17 protein-coding genes, 1 pseudogene and 1 riboswitch are annotated in these 18,520 nt (G+C 70.3%); of the genes and pseudogenes, 12 read left to right on the top strand and 6 right to left on the bottom strand.

Annotated features, from left to right (window positions below):
* Positions 1-144: pseudogene (locus BL254_RS27585) on the top strand (IS256 family transposase); the annotation flags it as partial.
* A gap of 74 nt (positions 145-218) precedes the next feature.
* On the opposite strand, the gene BL254_RS05420 reads toward BL254_RS27585, so the two are convergent.
* From BL254_RS05420 to BL254_RS05410, 3 genes are read right to left on the bottom strand one after another with little or no spacing between them, the layout of a single operon-like run.
* Positions 219-890: a histidine phosphatase family protein gene (locus BL254_RS05420; RefSeq protein ID WP_076842692.1), complete on the bottom strand. Its 672-nt coding sequence runs from the start codon at positions 888-890 to the stop codon at positions 219-221.
* The gene (locus BL254_RS05415; protein ID WP_047222261.1) at positions 887-1,693 is read right to left on the bottom strand and encodes a CbtA family protein; all 807 of its coding nucleotides are present in this window, start codon (positions 1,691-1,693) and stop codon (positions 887-889) included. Before BL254_RS05415 ends, BL254_RS05420 begins: the two co-directional genes overlap by 4 nt.
* Before the next feature lie 13 nt (positions 1,694-1,706).
* A complete protein-coding gene (locus tag BL254_RS05410; RefSeq protein WP_047222260.1) occupies positions 1,707-1,928 on the bottom strand; it encodes a CbtB-domain containing protein in 222 nt (73 codons plus the stop codon).
* Positions 1,929-1,986: 58 nt separating this feature from the next.
* A riboswitch (cobalamin riboswitch) is annotated at positions 1,987-2,061 on the bottom strand.
* Positions 2,062-2,644: 583 nt separating this feature from the next.
* Here BL254_RS05410 and BL254_RS05405 point away from each other — a divergent pair.
* Positions 2,645-3,298, top strand: a complete 654-nt coding sequence (locus BL254_RS05405) for an ester cyclase (protein ID WP_047222259.1) — start codon at positions 2,645-2,647, stop codon at positions 3,296-3,298.
* Between the two features lie 72 nt (positions 3,299-3,370).
* Here the strand turns inward: BL254_RS05405 and BL254_RS05400 are convergent, their stop codons facing one another.
* Both BL254_RS05400 and BL254_RS05395 read right to left on the bottom strand, forming a co-directional pair.
* Positions 3,371-4,591 (bottom strand): cytochrome P450, encoded by a 1,221-nt coding sequence (locus BL254_RS05400; protein ID WP_086055297.1) that lies wholly within the window; start codon positions 4,589-4,591, stop codon positions 3,371-3,373.
* Positions 4,592-4,839: 248 nt separating this feature from the next.
* The gene (locus tag BL254_RS05395; RefSeq protein WP_076842691.1) at positions 4,840-7,494 is read right to left on the bottom strand and encodes an HAD-IC family P-type ATPase; all 2,655 of its coding nucleotides are present in this window, start codon (positions 7,492-7,494) and stop codon (positions 4,840-4,842) included.
* 481 nt (positions 7,495-7,975) lie between these two features.
* Here BL254_RS05395 and BL254_RS05390 point away from each other — a divergent pair, with 481 nt between their 5' ends.
* From BL254_RS05390 to BL254_RS26840, 8 genes are all read left to right on the top strand, one after another.
* Positions 7,976-8,854 (top strand): LysR family transcriptional regulator, encoded by an 879-nt coding sequence (locus BL254_RS05390; RefSeq protein ID WP_047222258.1) that lies wholly within the window; start codon positions 7,976-7,978, stop codon positions 8,852-8,854.
* A gap of 522 nt (positions 8,855-9,376) precedes the next feature.
* Positions 9,377-10,369 carry a PDR/VanB family oxidoreductase gene (locus BL254_RS05385; RefSeq protein WP_047222257.1) on the top strand — a complete coding sequence of 331 codons (993 nt, stop codon included), beginning with the start codon at positions 9,377-9,379 and terminating at the stop codon, positions 10,367-10,369.
* Positions 10,370-10,887: 518 nt separating this feature from the next.
* Positions 10,888-12,066, top strand: a complete 1,179-nt coding sequence (locus tag BL254_RS05380) for an ABC transporter ATP-binding protein (protein WP_047222256.1) — start codon at positions 10,888-10,890, stop codon at positions 12,064-12,066.
* A 165-nt stretch (positions 12,067-12,231) separates the two neighbouring features.
* Positions 12,232-13,614 carry an ABC transporter substrate-binding protein gene (locus tag BL254_RS05375; protein ID WP_076842700.1) on the top strand — a complete coding sequence of 461 codons (1,383 nt, stop codon included), beginning with the start codon at positions 12,232-12,234 and terminating at the stop codon, positions 13,612-13,614.
* A 40-nt stretch (positions 13,615-13,654) separates the two neighbouring features.
* On the top strand, positions 13,655-14,635 hold the full coding sequence (locus BL254_RS05370) for a metallophosphoesterase (protein ID WP_235433383.1): 981 nt from the start codon (positions 13,655-13,657) through the stop codon (positions 14,633-14,635).
* Entirely contained in the window at positions 14,626-15,573 is a 948-nt protein-coding gene (locus BL254_RS05365; protein ID WP_076842689.1) for a carbohydrate ABC transporter permease, read from the top strand. The genes BL254_RS05370 and BL254_RS05365 overlap by 10 nt, the downstream gene beginning before the upstream one ends.
* A 256-nt stretch (positions 15,574-15,829) precedes the next feature.
* A complete protein-coding gene (locus tag BL254_RS05360) occupies positions 15,830-16,852 on the top strand; it encodes a carbohydrate ABC transporter permease (protein WP_083730856.1) in 1,023 nt (340 codons plus the stop codon).
* 208 nt (positions 16,853-17,060) lie between these two features.
* Complete coding sequence (locus BL254_RS26840) at positions 17,061-17,222, top strand: hypothetical protein (protein WP_175648293.1); 162 nt, start codon at positions 17,061-17,063, stop codon at positions 17,220-17,222.
* A 149-nt stretch (positions 17,223-17,371) separates the two neighbouring features.
* On the opposite strand, the gene BL254_RS28175 is transcribed toward BL254_RS26840, so the two are convergent.
* On the bottom strand, positions 17,372-17,551 hold the full coding sequence (locus tag BL254_RS28175) for a hypothetical protein (RefSeq protein ID WP_235433382.1): 180 nt from the start codon (positions 17,549-17,551) through the stop codon (positions 17,372-17,374).
* 282 nt (positions 17,552-17,833) lie between these two features.
* On the opposite strand from BL254_RS28175, the gene BL254_RS05345 reads away from it, so the two are divergent.
* On the top strand, positions 17,834-18,097 hold the full coding sequence (locus BL254_RS05345) for a hypothetical protein (RefSeq protein WP_047222252.1): 264 nt from the start codon (positions 17,834-17,836) through the stop codon (positions 18,095-18,097).
* On the top strand, positions 18,094-18,510 hold the full coding sequence (locus BL254_RS05340; RefSeq protein WP_047222251.1) for a PIN domain-containing protein: 417 nt from the start codon (positions 18,094-18,096) through the stop codon (positions 18,508-18,510). The genes BL254_RS05345 and BL254_RS05340 overlap by 4 nt, the downstream gene beginning before the upstream one ends.
* Positions 18,511-18,520: the final 10 nt, after the last annotated feature.

The raw sequence follows: 18,520 nt of genomic DNA, 5'->3' as shown, positions 1-18,520 counted from the left end.
GCGTTGAAATGCCTGTATCTTGTGACCCGCAGCCTGGATCCGACCGGGACCGGCCGCGCCCGGTGGGCTGTCCGGTGGAAACCCGTGATCGACGCGATGRCAATCACGTTTAGTGACCRCTGGCCGTCCGCTGAGACCTACTGATCAAATCCGCCGGAAACACTGATCACGAGACACTCCCCGTCGTGGGCGTCGGCCGGCTTCCGGGTTGCTGGGTTTCACAGCGGTAGGCAGGCATGTCGCAGGGTCCACAGCATGCTTCCCGTGCCAGCTTTGCCGCCCGCGTGCCCGGGTGGGGTGGGGGTGGCTGGCAGGCGGCCGTGCAGGAGGGTCGCGGACAGTGGTGGGACGTCGACGCGCCAGAACACCTCCGGTGGCGATCGCAGCGCCGTGACCAGCACGGCCCGGACGACCGCCGGGTGGGTCACGGCGATCACGTTCTCCGGGTCGGTGGCACGGGCGGCCAGCCATGCCGCGACGCGGTCGAGYAGGTCCACGACGGATTCGCCGCCGTGCGGTGCCGCGACCGGGTCCTCGGTCCACAGCCGCAGGTCCGCGGGGCTGATCTCGTCGAGCGAGCGGCCCGCCCAGGCGCCGACGTCGAGGTCGCGCAGGGCGGGATCGGGCGTGGCCGACAGGCCCAGCGCCTGAGCTGYCTGACGGGTGCGCAGGGAGCGGTCGCACCAGGCCCGCCCACCGCGCAGCGCCCGTCCGGAGGGGGTGCGCGATGTACCCGACGTGTGCGTCATGTGCGATGTGGCCACGGCGGCGGCCCGACGGGCTTCGGCGTCGTCGATGGTGTCGTCGTCGACGCCGAAGCGCGCCGCTCGCACGGCGGCGGTCCGGGCGTGGCTGACCAGGGTCAGCCGCAGCGGTCCGCCCGCGCTCACGCCCCGGTGGCGACCGGTGATCCGCCCGAGGCCGTGGGGGCCTCCCCCGCCGCCAGCGCCGGCACCGGCGCCGGCGCGGCACCCGGTGTCCGGACCGGTGCGGGACGGTTGGCGCGTTCCGTCAGGGCGCCGAAGAGCAGCCCGACGGTGGCCCACAGTGTCGCCTGGATCGCCAGGGAATCGACCCGGAACCGCCACAGCACGTCCGCCGGGAAGCCCTCCGGTGTCTCGTCCGCCGCCGGCAGGGCGTAGTAGGCGAGGCCGATGACGACCAGAGCACCGACCAGCGCCAGCAGCGCCGCGTCCCACGAGCCGAACCGGGGGGCGAGCCGCCGGGCGGCCACGAAACCGCCGACGACCACGGCCAGTGAGATCAGCATCGCGGCGAAGTACAGGCTGGTGCGCTCACCGATCGTGTCCGGGTTGCCGACCGCCGGCGGGTTGGCCGGGTACTTCAGGTTGGGCAGCAGGTACATCCCCGCGAAACCGGCGAGGGCCACCAGCCCCGCGGTCGTGCGGGCGCGCAGCGCCCCCAGCCGGCCCTGCGCGACGGCGTAGACGAGGGAGAACAGCCCGCCGACGGCGACTCCGAACGCCAGCAGCCCGGTGAACAGGCCGATGGTGCTCTGCACCGTGCGGGACACCACCTCCGGCTCGGCGACGGCCCCGGGTGCCTCGTGCGCCGACTCGAACGCGATCGCGAGGCCGACCTCGCTCTCCCCGAAGACCTTCGCGACGACGAAGGCCAGGACAGCGGCGACCACGCCGACCAGCATCCCGCGGATCAGCAGCGTGCGAACCATGTCGCGCCCCCGCTCAGTGGCAGGGGAAGCCGAGCAGGTGACGCGCGTCGTGTACGAACTCGTGGACGTTGCTGCCGGCCACGAGCGACACCGCGCCCTGCTCCGCGCCGACGAAGTAGAGCAGGACCAGCGCCAGGAGCGACCCGAAGAGCGCGAACGGGGCCAGTTCACTCAGCGGGATCGTCGGCAACGGCGCCGGGGCGACGGGGGCGTCCAGGACGCTCGGATGTGCCATGGCGGGACCTCCACAGGAATCACGCGTTCCACTCGGGCAGGACTCGTCCCAGCGATGGGTCTGACTTCCGGTGCCGCCTCTGGGGCAGCTCCGGTGACAGTGGCGCGACCGTGCCGGATTCACACCGGCTTCCACCGACTCGAACAGTCTGAGAGAAGCAGCACCCAACCCCGCCGTCAAGCCTGATCTGCCAGATGGCATCCCGGCGTGCCTGTCACGCGCGGGCCGCGCACCTGCGCACAGCGAGGATTCACCTCCAGATTCCGCACTCTTAGCTTCCGAGCGCATACATAGAGCGACCATCGACCTGCGGAACAACCCCGGTCGCCCGCGGCGGGGCGGCGAGATGCCGCCGGCCATGGCGTTTCGCAGGGGCTCCCGGGCGAGCTGCCAGCCCGTCGCCCGCGATGGGCCCGACGGGGCCACCGTCACGACGCRCCAAAGGACTACGGAACAACGTGCCAAAGGGCCTCGGAAAACGGCAGAAAGTCCGGCGTTCCCACGAACATCCCAGGCCGGCCAGACTGTACGCACTACACTGTTCCTTGTATTTTTCCGAGACCTCCGAATCCGACACGAACCGTCTGTGCGAATCACCGGAGAGATATTTTCAACCCGCAACCCGGCACCGGTACGGACCGACAGAAACAACGCAGCAGACCCGGGACAGAAATCCCCGAGGACCTTGACCAGACGGCAGGAACAGGAGGATAGCGGTGAGCGACAGAACCGCCGAGAGCCAGCCGCTGCACGTTCAGGGCCGGGACGCCGTCATTGCCGGCTCCGCCGGCGTCCGATGGCGCGACGGAGCGCCACCGGACTACCGCCACTCCAGGGAGACAATGCCCGGGGAACGCACCCGTCAGCACGCCGAGGGCTCGCTCGCCGACATCGTCGAGAAAGTGGTCCAGGTGTTCGAGATGGAGCTCTCGCACAAAAAGGATCCGGCCCAGTGGGTCAGCATGGTGACCGAGCAGCTGCGGGTCCGGACGAACGGCGGCCCGGCGGCCACCGCCGCCGACCTCGCCGAAAAGGGCAGCTACAACATCCTCATCGGCGAGAACCCCTACTACTCGGCGGACGACGAAACATTCGAGTCCTCTCACGACGTGTTCCACAGAGCATTCCCGGGCGGCTTTTTCTGGGAGGTCCTGGACGTCTACTCGCCACCGCCTGTGATCGCGTTCAAATGGCGGCACTGGGGCACCTTCAGCGGGCCGTACAAGGGAGCGTCCCCGACCGGTGAGCGTATCGAGCTCTTCGGTGTCACCGTGGCGCGCTGCGCGGACGACCTCAGGCTGGTCGAGGTCGAGCACTTCTACGACAACACCGCTTTCCTCAGCCAGCTCGCGGGCGGCCATCCGGTGTGAGATCCTGGGCGCGGCATACACCTGCTCGCATGCCGCGCCCACCCGCGACGGTTCACGGAAACCGCCGCGCCGTCAGATGGCCACCGGCACGCGGGTCCAGCCGCGTTGGACGAATGCCGGACGCCGTACCGGCGTGCCGGCCGGCCGCAGCAGCGGAAAGCGTTCGATCAGGCAACGTACAGCGATCGCCACCTCCACCCGGGCCAGCGGCGCGCCCACGCAGAAATGGACCCCACCGCCGAAGGCGATGTGCGGGTTCGGCTCCCGGCCGATGTCGAACTCGTCGGCCCGCTCGAACACCTCGCCGTCCCGGTTGGCCGAGCCGAGCAGGGCGGCGATCCGTTCCCCCGCCCGGACGACGACCCCGCCGATCTCGACGTCCGCCATCGCGGTCCGTTCGAACAGGTGCAGCGGCGAGTCGAAACGCAGGAACTCCTCGGTCGCGGTGGCGGCGAGCCCCACCGGATGGTCGGCCAGCCGCCGCTGCTGGTCGGGATGGTTCAGCAGGACGACCATCCCGTTGCCGAGGCAGTTGACGCTGGCCTCGTGCCCGGCGTTGAGCAGCACCACCACCGTGGCGACCAGCTCGTCCTCGCTGAGCTGGTCACCGTCCTGCTCCGCCTGGACCAGATGGGTGATCAGATCGTCCTGGGGGGCATGCCGGCGCCGTGCCGCGAGCTTCCGGACGAAGGCGTCGAACTCGGCCGCGGCGGCGCGGGCGGCGGCCTCCGCGGCGGGCGTCCGCCCGTACTCGTTCATCTTCATCATGGCCGCCGACCAGGGGCGCAGCAGGTGCCGGTCGCCGTCTGGGATACCGAGGAGCTCCGCTATGATCATCACTGGCAGCGGTTCGGCGTAGTCGGCGATCAGGTCGAACGGCTCGCCGTCGCGGGCCCTTTCCTCCAGCCCGTCGAGGAGGCCCCCGCACAGCTCCTCGATGTGCGGGCGCAGCCGCTCGATGTTGCTGCGGACGAACGCCTTGCCGAGCAGGCCTCGCAGCCGGGTGTGCTTGGGCGGCTCGCAGCCGAGGACCGAGTCGCGCTCAAGCTGGTTGAACAGCGCCCACAGGTCCTCGGGCTGTCGCGGCGGGTGGATCCTGCCCAGCGCGCGATGGCGCACCACCGCGTCGGCGTCGCGGTACCTGGCGGCCAGCCACATCCCGAGCTGCTCGCTCCACAGCGGGCGGCCGGCCGCCCGCAGCTCGGCGAAGACGGGGTACGGGTCGTGGACGAGCCCGGAGTCGCGGGGGTCGAAACAGTCGGCGCCAGCATCGACCCGGCGGGACAGGACCACTGCCGACTCCTTCCGGGACGGGGCACCACCCCACACGCAACCCCCCACCACCCCGACTATCGAACCAGCGCCGGCCGACACCCGACGGAGAGACCGCCGCCTTTTCCCGCACCACACGTGCGTGGTTGATCACATCACCCGCCAGGGCCGGCCGACAGTCCACGCAAACACACCCAACCCCGGCCCGATTCCATCCCGAGCCCGCACAGGCCCCCGGCAACCAGCTCCGGCCGGGCCGGATCCGGTGATCAGGCCCTGGCCGGGCGGTCGTGGACGGGGTCCTCGGCGCTTACGGGCCAGAAGTGCCCCACCAGCCGCCAGGCGAGCTCCACCAGGGCCATGCCGACCGCGCCGCAGGCGGCCGCCACCGCGACGACGCCAGTGTCCGACGTGTCGAACTCGAAGACGCGCTGCCCCACCGGCAGCAGCAGGCACAGCAGAAAACCACCGACCATGGCGGCCAGCAACACGATCTTCCACCAGGCGTACGGCCGCGCCACCACCGCCAGCACCCATGTGGCGATCATGACAAGTGTGATCACGACAGCGGTGCTGTCCTGCTCGGACGTGCCCTCGCCACCGGAGCGGACGAGCAGGTAGGTCACGAAACTCGCCACCGCCACCACGACACCCGCCGGTACCGCCCGGCGCATGACCCTCGGCACGAACCCGGCCCGGGCCCGCTCGGTGTTGGGCGCGAGCGCCAGGAAGAACGCCGGGACGCCGATGGTGAACCAGCCGATGAGCGTCACGTGCCGGGGCAGGAACGGGAACCTCAGCTGCGCTGCCCCGATCAGGATGGCCAGCAGCACCGAATAGACCGTCTTGGTCAGGAACAGGACGGACACCCGCTCGATGTTGCCTATCACCCGCCGCCCCTCGGCCACGACGTGCGGGAGAGCGGCGAAGGTGTTGTCCAGCAGGACGATCTGCGCGACCGCCCGGGCCGCGGGACTGCCCGAGCCCATGGCCACGCCGATGTCGGCGTCCTTGAGCGCGAGCACGTCGTTGACCCCGTCGCCGGTCATGGCCACGGTGTGGCCGTCGGCCTGCAGAGCCCTGACCATGGCGCGTTTCTGGTCCGGCGCCACCCGGCCGAAGATCGACGCCGCCGCCATCCGCTCGGACAGCGCAGCGGTGTCGTCGGGCAGCGTCCGGGCGTCCACGGGCTGGTCGGCGCCGGCGATCCCGAGCGTGCTGGCGACCGCCGCGACGGACACCGCACTGTCCCCGGATATGATCTTCAGCTCGACGTTCTCCGCGGCGAAGTAGCGCAGGGTGTCGGAGGCATCGTCGCGGATCTTCTGCTCGATGACGAGCAGCGCCACCGGTACCACCGCGCCGGGTGCGCCCGGCGCGTCCACCAGGATGCCGGCCCGGCCGAGCAACAGCACCCGCAGCCCCCGGGAGGCCAGCCGGTCGGCCTCGGTGAGCGCGGAGTGCCCGGGTGGCAGCAGGACGTCGGGCGCGCCGAGCACCCAGTGCCCGTGCCGGCCGAAGCTCGCCCCGCTCCACTTCCGGGCTGAGGAGAACGCCGCGGTCGCCGTCGCGGCCCAGGTGTCCGGGCCGCTCGGGAACGCCTCGGCGACCGCTGCCAGGCTCGCGTTGGGACGCGGGTCGGCTGCGGCCAACGCCCGCAGCGCCTCGCCGACCTCGCGCACCTCGCCGGCCGCCCAGCCATCTCCGGCCGCCCAGCCATCTCCGGCCGCCCAGCCATCTCCGGCAGACCCGCCGGTTCCCGCCGTCCCGTCGGCGTCGGCGTCGGCGTCGGCGTCGGCGTCGGCGGGACGGATGATCACATCAGGCCGAGCGGAGCCGTCCGGGGCGGGCTGCCCGTCAGCGTCATCGGCGCCGCCGGCCGGGCCCGTCCCGATGGACGCGCGCAGCAGACGCACCTCGGTCAGCCGCATGCGGTTGTCGGTGAGGGTGCCGGTCTTGTCCGCGCACACGACGCTGACCCTGGCCAGTCCCTCGATGGCGGGCAGCTCCTGYACCAGGCACTTGCGGCGCCCCAGCCGGATGACACCGATCGCGAACGCGACGCTGGTGAGCAGGATGAGCCCTTCGGGGACCATGGGGACGAGYGCGGCCACCATCCCGCGCACCGCGTCGTCCGGGTCGGCGTCGTCGAGCCGGAACTGACTGAAGATCGTCAACGCRCCGGCGGGAATGATCAGAAAGGTGACGAACGTCAGGATCCGGTCGATGCCGCCACGCAGCTCCGAACGCACGAGCGTGAACCGGCTGGCCTCCTCCGCCAGCCGGGCGGCATAGGCCTCCCGACCGACCTTGGTCGCACGGAACACCCCGGTCCCGGCCACCGCGAAGCTGCCGGACATGACGGGATCCCCGGGGCTCTTGTCCACCGGGTCGGCCTCACCGCTGAGCAGCGACTCGTCGATCTCCAGCCCGTCCGCGGCCAGCACCACCCCGTCGACGACGACCCGGTCGCCGGGCCCGAGCTCGATGACGTCGTCGAGCACGACCTCGCTGGCGGAGATCTCGACCGCCCGGCCGTCCCGGCGGACCCGGGGCCGGGCCTCACCGATGATCGCGAGCCGTTCCAGGGTGCGTTTGGCCCGCACCTCCTGGACGATGCCGATCGCGGTGTTGACCACGATGATCAGCCCGAACAGGCCGTCGGGAACGACCGGCCCGATCACCACGATGACGGCGAAGAGCGCACCGATGATCGCGTTGAACCGGGTCAGGACGTTGGCCCGGACGATCTCGGCGACCGAACGGCTCGCCCGAACCGGAACGTCGTTGGTGCTGCCCGCCGCGATGCGCGCGGCCACATCCGCGGCGGTCAGGCCATCGTCGAGCCTGACAGCGGACTCCTGCGGAAGATCGACCGTTGCCACGGCAACGAGGCTATCGAGACAGTGGCCGACACCACGCATGCTCCCGCCCCGGATGCGGTCATGCCGTGCCCCCGGATCAGCTTCCGGGCCCCTGGGTCTGCTTCCAGCCGCCGTCCACGACGCCCGCGCGGGGACACACGGTCACGCGGGAGCCACTCCGTATTTCGTGTCCCGCGGCGCGCCGCCCGGGACACGAGTGACCATTTCGGGACGGATACGGGCACGCCGGGCGCTCGCCGTCCCGCCATATCCGCCCCGCCATATCCGTGTCACAGTACACGCCACCGTAATACAYGGTGTCTGCAATACACACCACCGTAATAAATGTCGCCGCAATATACGTCGCTGTACACGTGCGTATACGCGCTGTTTGTATGCGTATCATGCGCACGCCGCCGTCACACTATTCCCACCGGCGCCCCCGCCAACCGGCCCGACAGTTCTTCCGGACAACACTTACCCGTCACCGCTGGTTAGTCACCGCACGTAGGCTGTGCTGGGYCTGCGGAGGGGAGGCGCGATGGAGTTCCGGCACCTGGTGTCTTTTCTGGCGATAGCGGACGAGCTGCACTTCGGACGGGCCGCGGGCAAGCTCCACCTGGCCCAGCCCTCGCTGAGCCAGCATCTGCAACGCCTTGAACGTGAGGTCGGCGTCAAGYTGGTCGCCCGCACCTCCCACGARGTTCGGCTGACCCCGGCGGGCGTCGCGTTCCAGGCCGAGGCGAAGCGGATCCTCGACCAGGCGAGCCGGGCCGTGCAGGCGGCGCGGGACGCCGCCGCCGGCCGCGCCGGCACGATCAACATCGGCTACAACTTCCCGGCCGGCCAGCGCATCCTGCAGCCGACCCTGTTACGGCTGAACAACACCCACCCCGGGCTGACCGCCCACCTGTGGGAAAGGCGCACCGGTCCCCAGCTCAAGGGCCTGCTCAGCGGCGAGCTCGACATCGGCTTCATCTTCGGGCTGCCACCCACCAGCGACCTGCGTTCCCGGGAGGTGCTGCGGCTGCCGCTGGTCGCCGTGGTCGGAGAACAGCACGACTGGGCCTGCCGGGAACAGGTGTCGTTTCGCGAGCTACAGAACCAGGCCTGCATTCTGTTCAGCCGCACCCAGTCACCGGCGATGTACGACACGATCGTCACCACGGCCGAACGGGTCCGGATCAGCCTGCGGGTCGCCGCCGAAGTCGACGACCCGGGCGCGACCGCCCTCGTGGTCACCACCCGCCCGCTGGTGGGGTTCGCCTCGGTCGAACGAGCCCGCCGGACGAGAGGGCCGGTCGCCATCCCCCTCGTCGACCCGATCCCGATGCTCTCCGTGCACGTGGTGTGGCGGCCGCAGCGGAGCAAGGTCGTCGACGCCCTGCTGGACGCCCTCGACGAGGCCGGGCCCTTCTGACCGGCCGCCCGGCCGTCGAGCCTGATCCACCCGGCGGACGCCACCGGCGCCGCGAAACACCTGACCGGACCACCCGCCCCTTTGATCGCACCGTCCTCGACCGGACTCGCCGGCGGCGGCCCACACCGATGTGAAAACGACTCGAAGAACGACGGCGCCGCTTTTGGCCAAGCTGCCAGAAATAGCCTTCGGCGACGCATGTGAGCCCCGGTCGTGGTTATTGGAAAATCCAATCGCCCGAGTTGATTTTCCGTCTGTCGGCGACTTCTCCGGCCAGTCGGGAAATCAGTTGCGAAGATGTGGCCAGGCCCTGCGCCACGGGTGGTCCTACCGATAGAATTCGATGATGACCCGCCCGTTCGACCGACGTGCCGATCGCTGTTTCGGGCAGCTCGCTGTTTCGATCGACGTGCCGGCCAGCGGCCGGGACGGCGGATTTGCCGCCCAGAACGCGGACCCGGCAGGACGCCGGGAACCTGTACGTCCATTCCGACACGCCCAGAACTCCGCCGGAGGTCGGTCATGCCCGCCCCAGCATCCCACGATCAGTCGACCACGGTGCCAGCACCATCGGCCACCGCATTCCTGACCGTCGTCAGCAGGACCGTCGAGGCGGACGACGTCGTTTCCCTCGTCCTCGCCGATCCCGGCGGGCGGCCGCTCGCCCCGTGGGCTCCCGGCGCGCACGTCGACGTCGTCGCCGGGCCCGGGCGCGTCCGGCAGTACTCGCTGTGCGGCGATCCGGCCGACCGCGCGACCTGGCGTATCGCGGTCCTGCGCGAGGCGGCCGGCCGGGGCGGCTCGGTGTACCTGCACGACGAGGCCCGCGCCGGGTCGACGCTGGAGGTGGGGGCGCCGCGCAACAACTTCCCCCTGGCCGACGCCGGGCGTTACGTCCTGATCGCGGGCGGGATAGGGATCACACCGCTCCTCCCGATGATCGCCGAGCTGGCCGGGCGCGGCGCCGACTGGACGCTGCTCTACGGCGGGCGGCAACGAACGAGCATGGCGTTCCTCGCCACGCTGTCCGCCCACGGCGACCGGGTCGTCGTCCACCCCGAGCAGGAGCACGGGCTGCTGCCGCTCGACACCGTCCTCGCCCGGCCCGAGGAGGGCACGGCCGTCTACTGCTGCGGCCCGGAGGGCCTGCTCAGCGCGGTCGAGGCCGCCTGCGGCAGCTGGCCGTCCGGCGCCCTGCACGTCGAACGCTTCCGGCCCCGGGAGCCGGCCGGCGACGCCGCCGCGGACACCGCCTTCGACGTCCTGATCGCCAGCACCGGGCAGCGGGTACGGGTGGCCGCGGGCCGCAGCATCCTCGAGGCGCTCGAACGCGCCGGCCTGGACATGCCCTCCTCGTGCCGCGAGGGGACCTGCGGCAACTGCGAGACCCGGTTCGTCGAGGGCGAGGTCGACCACCGCGACTCCGTGCTGAGCCCGCAGGAGCAGCGCGACGGGGACGCCATGATGATCTGCGTCTCCCGGGCCCACGGCGACCAACTGGTCCTCGACCTCTGACCCGGAACATCCAGCCCGGGTCAGAGGTCCCGGGGCATCCGGCCCGGCCTGCGGCGGTGCGGGCAGCGTGGGTTGTATAGGCGATATGGGTGATATAGGCGGTATGGCAACAGCCGCGGGCGGGCGTTGGGCGGCCCCGCCGACGCGGGACGAATTCCGCTGCCGGCCCGCCCGCGCACCTCGGCAGCGGCCGCGGCGGCCATCGATGAATTCTATCGAATAATCAACAACGTCAATCGATGCTGGCCAGCTGGCCTGATCACGACGTTTCACAGCACTTGACGCACCGCAAATTTTCAGCATGTTTCCTTCCCGTACACGGATCCGACGTTGAATTCAGCGGTCCACGGACGATAAGAAGCACTGGCAAAAATTTTCGGGCGGCCACCGGCACCGGGCACGGCCCGAACCGGGGATCCACCTTCCGACTTCCAGACCCACCAGCCCACCCACGGCAGGCAGGGAATACCAGGCCGGTCCGGCACGCCGCCGGGCCGGTACGAAAGGAGAGCCAGGCTGTGAGCCGGATCCAGGTCGAAGGACTGACCAAGCGTTTCGGCGAGGTCGCCGCCGTCGACCGGGTGAGCCTGGACATCAGCCACGGCGATTTCCTCGTCCTGCTCGGCCCGAGCGGATGCGGAAAGTCGACGCTGCTCCGGATGATCGCCGGTCTGATCGAGCCGAGCGGCGGGCGCGTTCTGCTGGACGGCCGCGACGTCACTTTCGCCCCGCCCCGGGAACGCGACATGGCAATGGTATTCCAGAGCTACGCTCTTTACCCCCACCTGACCGTCGAGCGCAACATCGGATTCCCGTTGCGGTCACGTCGCCGGCCACGGGCGGAGATACGCCAGAAGGTACGCGAGGTGGCCGCGCTGCTCGATCTCGCGGAGCTGCTCGACCGCCGGCCGCGGGAGCTCTCCGGCGGGCAGCGGCAGCGGGTCGCGGTCGGGCGGGCGCTCGTCCGTGACCCCGGTGCCTTCCTGATGGACGAGCCGCTGTCCAACCTCGACGCGAAGTTGCGGACGGCAACCCGCGGCCAGCTGCGGGCCCTGCACCACACGCTCGGCTCGACCATCGTCTACGTCACGCACGACCAGGTCGAGGCCATGACCATGGCCACCCGGGTGGCCCTGCTCAACGCCGGCCGGCTTGAGCAGGTCGGCACCCCCACCGACGTCTACGACGAGCCGGCGTCGGTGTTCGTGGCGGGTTTCCTGGGCTCGCCCGCGATGAACCTGCTCCCCGCGCGGATCGAGAGCCGGGCCGGACGCGTCCAGGTGCTCGCCCCCGGCGTCGAGCTGTCGCTGTGGACGGCGGACGACCAGCCCGCCCGCGAGGTGACCCTCGGCGTCCGCCCGGAGCACCTGGTCCTGCTCCCGCCGACCTCCGCCTCCCTCGCCTCCTCGCCCACGTCGACGTCCCCCGTGTTCCGGGGAGTGGTGGAGACGGTGGAGAACCTCGGCGGCGAGGAGGTCGCCCAGTGCGCGGTGGGCGACGCCCGGTTGCTGGCCCGAGGGCCGCGGCCACTCGGCCTGCGTCCCGGCGAACCGGTGGCCTTCGGCGTCCCCGCGGACCGGGTGCACCTGTTCGACCGGGCCAGCGGCCGCCGGCTGGTCTGGCAGCCGGCCAGCGGGGACATCCCCCGCGAGCGCGATCACGTCCATGACTCCGCCGCCGCCGTCGCCGGCTCCTGAGGGCAGGTTCCTGAACGCGTCCACCGTCTGATCACCAGCCTTCGACGTCCCCGCCCTTCTCGAACCGTCCCGCCGTCGGGTCTTTCGAACCTGTCGAAACGTCCGACGCCTTTCCCGGCCCCGGTCCTCGCCGGTGCCGTGTTCATCTCGCTCAAGGAGCATCCCGTGAAAAAACTGCGCCAGCTCGGGGGGCTGGCGGYCGCGCTCACCCTGGCACTGACCGCCGCCGCCTGCGGAGACAGTGGCTCGAGCGCACCCGCCCAGCCGAGCACCGTGGTTCCCGAACTCCGGCCGGACCAGCAGGTCTCGATCACCTTTGAGAGCTACAACCTGTCACAGGCCGGGGCCTGGACGGACACCTTCACCGATCTGATCAACAGGTTCCAGGCCGCCCACCCCAACATCAAGGTGACGGCTCAGAAGCCCGCGACCGCGACCGCGAGCGGCTACGGGTCGGCCTCGGCCGCCAGCATCCAGCGCCAGATCGCGGCGGGCAACCCGCCCGACGTCGGCCAGCTGGTCTTCGGCGACATCCGGTACGCCGTCAAGGGCCTGGGCGCCACCCCGCTCGACGACGTCGTCGGACGCGACGCCGTGCAGGCGAACTTCGGCGGCGCCCACCCGTTCGCGCCGGCCGCGCGCACCCTCGGTGACGTCGAGGGCAAGACCTTCGCCGTGCCGTTCGTGTTCTCCACGCCGATCCTGTACTACAACGCCAGCCTGTTCACCCAGGCCGGCCTCGACCCGAACAAGCCGCCGACCACCTGGGCGGAGGTGAAGACGGCCGCGCTGGCCATCAAGAGCAAGACCGGCAAGGACGGCGCCTACATCGACTGCCTGACCAAGAAGACCAATGACTGGTGCTACCAGTCCCTGGTCGCCTCCAACGGCGGAACCGTGATCTCCGACGACCAGACCCGGCTCACCTTCGCCGACGCCCCCGCGGTCGAGGCCGTCAGGGTGGCCCAGGACCTGGTCAACTCCGGCGCCAGCCCCAAGCTCTCCCAGGAGCAGGCCTACCCCGCGTTCGCCCGCGGTGAGGTAGGCATGATCCTGGAGAGCAGCGCCGCCGAGGCGGTCTTCCGCAAGGGCGCCACCAGCGCGAACCCGCCGTGGGAGCTGCGGGCCGGCTACGAGCCGAGCTTCGACGGCAAGAAGGTGCAGCCGACCAACTCCGGGGCGGCCCTGCTGATGTTCGCCAAGGACCCGGCCCGGCAGCGGGCGGCCTGGGAGCTCATCAAGTTCCTGACCAGCGACGAGGCGTACACGCAGATCACCAGCAAGATCGGCTACCTGCCGCTGCGCACGAGCCTGCTCGACGACCCGGGCGCCCTGAAGGACTGGGCGGCCAAGAACCCGCTGATCAAGCCGAACATCGACCAGCTCGCCCGGCTGTACCCGACAGCGTCGTTCCCCGGCGACAACTACGTCCAGATCAGGGACGGCATGCTCGAGGCCGTCGAGAAGGTGGTCTACAGCGGGGCCGACCCGCAGTCGACGCTGACCGCGGCGCAGGAGCAGGCGACCAAGCTCCTCCCGAAGGGCTGACGCCGTGCCGTCGGTGCCGACCGTGCCATCGGTGACATCGGTGACGTCCACGCCGCCGGTGCCATCGGTGCCGGCGGCACCGCCGGCCCGGGTGCCACGCCACACCCTGATCCAGTTCAGCGACGTCCACCTCGTCGACGGCGGGGAGCTGCCGCACGGCGGGGTGGACACACACGCGAACCTGGAGTCCGCGGCCCGCGCGGTCGTGGACTCCAGGACCGCGGTGGCGGGCCTGCTGCTGACCGGGGATCTCGCCGACAGCGGCTCCCCCGTCGCCTACCGGCGGCTGCGGGCGGTGGTCGAACCGCTCGCGCGCCACCTGGGCGCCCCGGTCATCTACGCGATGGGCAACCACGACGAGCGGACGGCGTTCCGCCGCGAGCTGCTGGGCGCCGCGCCGACGACCGACGGCCTCTCGACGATCCCGTGCGACAGCGTCCACTGGATCGCGGGCCTGCGGATCGTGGTGCTCGACAGCACCACGCCGGGTTACGACAGCGGCCATCTCACCGACGACCAGCTCGTGTGGCTGCGCGACGAGCTCGCCCGCCCGGCACCGGACGGGACGGTGCTCGTCCTGCACCACCCGCCGGTGCCGTCGCCGATGCTCGTCGTCGAACTGATGACGCTGCGTGAGCCCGACCGGCTCGCGCGGGTCGTGGCGGGCAGCGACGTGCGGATCATCCTGTCCGGCCACGCCCACCACGCCAGCTGCGGCCTGCTCGCCGGCATCCCGGTCTGGGTGTCGCCGGCCACCGCGTTCGGCGCGGACCTGCTCTCGCCCGCGGGCCGGGCCCGCGCGCTGCGCACGGCGGCCTGCAGCCGCATCGACATCTACCCCGACACCGTGGTGGCCAGCGTCGTGACGCTCGCCCCCGCGGAAACCCTCTTCGACAACGACGAGAGCGACATGGCACGACACATCGACCAGGCCGCCATCCAAGCCGCCACCCAGGCCGCCGACCGGAACCCAGCCGCCGGCCGGACGCCGACAGGACAGGGGCGGGCAGCGTGTTCGTAGAGCTCGCTCCCCTCGCGGCGCCCGCCGAGCACGTGGCGGTCGATGCGGCCCGGCCACCGGTGGCGCGCCGGGTACTGCGGGCGCTGCCGCCCTTCCTCTACCTCGCCCCGGGGCTGGGCTGCCTGATCGTGTGGACCTACCGTCCCCTGGTCGAGGCCGTCCAGCTCTCCTTCTACCAGTGGAACCTGCTGCCGACCCGGCCGAAGGTGCCGGTCGGGCTGGACAACTACCAGCAGGTCGTCCAACTCCCCGAGCTCAGGCACTCGCTGTGGCTGACGGTGGCAACGATCGTGTTCCTGCTGCCGTTCTCGGTCCTGCTGCCCACGATCATCTCCCTGCTCACCCGCCGGATCCACGGCCGGGCCGGCGGCGCCTACCGCGCGCTGGTGTTCGCGCCGGTGCTGGTCCCGCCGGTGGCCAGCGCGGCGATGTGGATGTGGCTGCTGGACCCGCGGCACGGGCTGGTGGACCGTATGATCGGCAATCCGGTCAACTGGCTGCACGAACGAGGCCCGGCCCAGCTCGCCATCATCGGCATCACCGGCTGGYACCTGCTCGGGTTCGCCGTCCTCGTCGTCACCGCCGGCCTGGCCAACATCAACGACGAGTACTCGGCCGCGGCCCAGCTCGACGGAGCGACCAGGCGGCAGATCACCCGGTGGATCATCCTGCCGCTGCTGTCACCGACCCTGGTCCTGCTGACCCTCATGACCGTGCTGCTGTCCGGCCAGCTGACCTTCCCGCTGATCGACGCGCTCACTCAGGGCGGCCCCGACGACGCGACGACCAACGCCTACTACCTGCTCTGGGAGTACTGCTTCAAGAGCTTCAACGCGGGTCTGGCCTCCGCCGCCGGCCTGGCCTTCTTCCTGGCCTTCGGCCTGGTCGCCCTCTTCCTGGTCTGGCTGTTCGAAAAACTCAGCTTCCACGACAACTGACCGCCCGGCGGCCATCCACCCGACGACCCACCGCCCAACACCCCACCGCAAACACCCCACCGCAAACACCCCGGCAACCGCGTCCCCCGAACCGCGAAACAACCTCCCGAGAAATGAGTACGAAAGTGGCTGCTACAGCGACCACTTGCTCCCTCATTTGTATGAGCAACGATATTCGGCCGCGGGGCGGGGGTGGGGTTGTGGGGCGGGGAAACGATGTCGCGGGAACTACCGCGAGGACTACGAGGAGTGATTCATGGCCGTCTCCAYGCCGGACGCACCGGCGGCAGGCGACGCCGCTGTGCCGCCGCCCGGGCAGCACAGCGGCGGGCAGCATGACGGCAGGAACCGTGACGACGGCGGGAACCGCGGCGGCGGCCGGCACGGCGGCGGAGACCATGGCGGCGGACGCCGCTGGCGCCGGCGCGGCCACCGCGGCCACGGCGGGGCCGGCGGGCCGGTCGGCGGCCGGTCACCGCTGAGCTCGTTCGTCGGCCATGCCGTCCTGGCCGTCCTCAGCGTTGCCTGCATCTTTCCGATCTGCTGGATGTACGCGACGTCGCTGCGCCGCCCCGGCGACATCTACGACACGTCGCTGCTGCCCTGGCCGCTGTCGATCGGCAACTACCGGCACGCCGCGGACGTGATCCCGATCGGGCGGATGCTGCTCAACACGTTCGTCGTGGCGTCGCTGACCGCCCTCGGGCAGCTGCTGACCGGCCTGCTCGCCGCGTACGCCTTCACCGCCTGGCGCTTCCGCGGGCAGCGGCTGCTCTACCTGTTGTTCGTGGGGACGTGGCTGGTGCCGTTCCAGGTGACGATGGTGTCCAACTACACGCTGCTGTTCGAGTTCGGCCTGCTGAACACACTCGCCGGAGTGGTCATTCCGACGCTGTGCACGGCGCTCGGCGTCCTGCTGCTGCGCCAGCACATGGAAAGCTTCCCCAAGGAGGTGCTGGAGGCGGCCCGCGTCGACGGCCGGTCGTCCTGGTCGACGCTGTGGACCGTCGTCGTGCCCAACCTGCGGCCGGCGCTGGCGGCGCTGGGCATCGTGCTGTTCATCAACGCCTGGAACGAGTATTTCTGGCCGTCCATGGCGCTCCAGCAGGCGAACTCCATGATCCAGCTCGGGCTGCGCGGCTTCCTCGGCGGGACCGAGGGCAACGACTGGGGCGGGATCATGGCCGCCTCCGGGCTCGCCTGCCTACCGATCTTCGGCCTCTACCTGGTGCTCCAGCGACACATCGTCAACGCCTTCGTCCACTCCGGCCTGAAATAGGACAATCCTGAAGCTGAGTACCAGAATTCGAGGAGTACGTCTGTAGAAAAATACCAACTTCCCCACACCTATAAGGGGCGTTTCTCACACATCGTACGCATGGCGCCTGACATAGTCTGCTTCCACCATTGCCGGTAAGGTGCTCCGGACCGGGCCGGGCCCGATTCCTCGGCCCGGAGCGCCGTCCACACCGATGGATGGAGAGCCGATGGACGGAGAGACGGTCGATCACCTGCCCCTGCGGCCGGCGAACTCCGGCATTTCCACACCGATCGAGTTCTTCGACGACCTGGCCGTGCTCCAACGGGTCGCCGACAGCCTCCGCGCCCTCGACTGGGACCTGCCCCCGGACGACGAGGCCCAGCCGTAGCCCGCTCGCCGGCAGACTGGTAGCCGCGGCCTGTAAGCGCCGCCCACCGGAGGACGGCTGCATCAGGCCGCCACGATATCTGCCGGCGCGGCCGTTGATTCCAGCGGTTCGGCCGCCACGGCGCCACTCCTACCGCAACGCGTGCGTGCTCATGCTGATTCGCGGAAGACGCGTCGGGCTATCTCCTCGACCTGCGCGACGGTCAACACCAGCGCATCAGGTTCGTGCACGGCCCGGGCGAGGATACGCCGGATCAGCGCCGAGGTGGGGATGCGCTCGGTTGCTGCCTGGGCCCTGAGGGTTTCGGCAAGGGATGCGGGTACCCGCACCGACACCACAAGCCTGCTCGTTCTCCAGCGCCTCGGCTCCGGCTGCCTCGGCTTCCTCCACGGCATACTCGGCACGGATGGCATCCCGTCGAGCGCGATCCGGATGGTCGGCCATAACCCACCCTCCCCCTCCCAGACAGTCCCGCAGATCGGCGCCGCGGGTCTTCCACGCGGTGATCCTGGCCTTGTCCATCGAATCGGCAACCACCGTGAGCACGAAACCGACACCCGGAGAGTAACCGACGAGCCAGATCGAGGGGCATCCACGGTAGGATAAGGGGTATGAGCGAGCCTACTCAGAAGTATTCGATCACAATGCCTCGTGACATCGCGGAGGCCGCCCGCGCCCGCAGCGGCCCCTCGGGCCTGTCCGCCTACGTCGCCGCGGCCGTCGCCCGCCAGATCGAACGCGACAACCTCAACGAACTCATCGCGGTCGCCGAGGCCGAGCACGGGCCGATCGGCGACGAGGAGATCCGATCCCGGCGGGATGCCCTGCTACAGGCCCGCGAGCAGCAGCGCTCTTCGGACCCACACGCGGCATGACCCGCTCGGTCGCCGTGCCGGGAGGCACCCTGGTCCTCGACAGTGAAGGACTCGCCAGGGCCATCCAGCGAGACCGCGACGTCACCGGCTGGCTCGCCCTCGCCCGCGCCGACGACATGCGCGTGATCACCAGTGCGGTGACCCTGGTCGAAGTGATCCATCCGCGGATCAGGCGTTCCGCCTTCGCGTGGACCGTGTCCCGGATCGTCGTGGAGCCTGTCACGGAGCCTGTTGCCCGGCATGCGGCCGAGTTACTGGGGGAGACGGGACTACATGGCCACAGATATGCGATCGATGCGGTGCTCTGCGCGACCGCACTCGCCGCCCCTGGTCCAGTTACCGTACTCACCTCGGATCCCGAAGATCTCAAGATGCTGTGCGGTACGGGAGGAGTCACCATTATCAAAATCTAGTGACTACGGG

This window comes from Protofrankia sp. BMG5.30 (assembly GCF_001983005.1).
Taxonomy (GTDB): domain Bacteria; phylum Actinomycetota; class Actinomycetes; order Frankiales; family Frankiaceae; genus Protofrankia; species Protofrankia coriariae.
The sequence above is the reverse complement of the archived record's forward strand: the minus strand, read 5'-3'. Positions and strand labels throughout refer to the sequence as shown.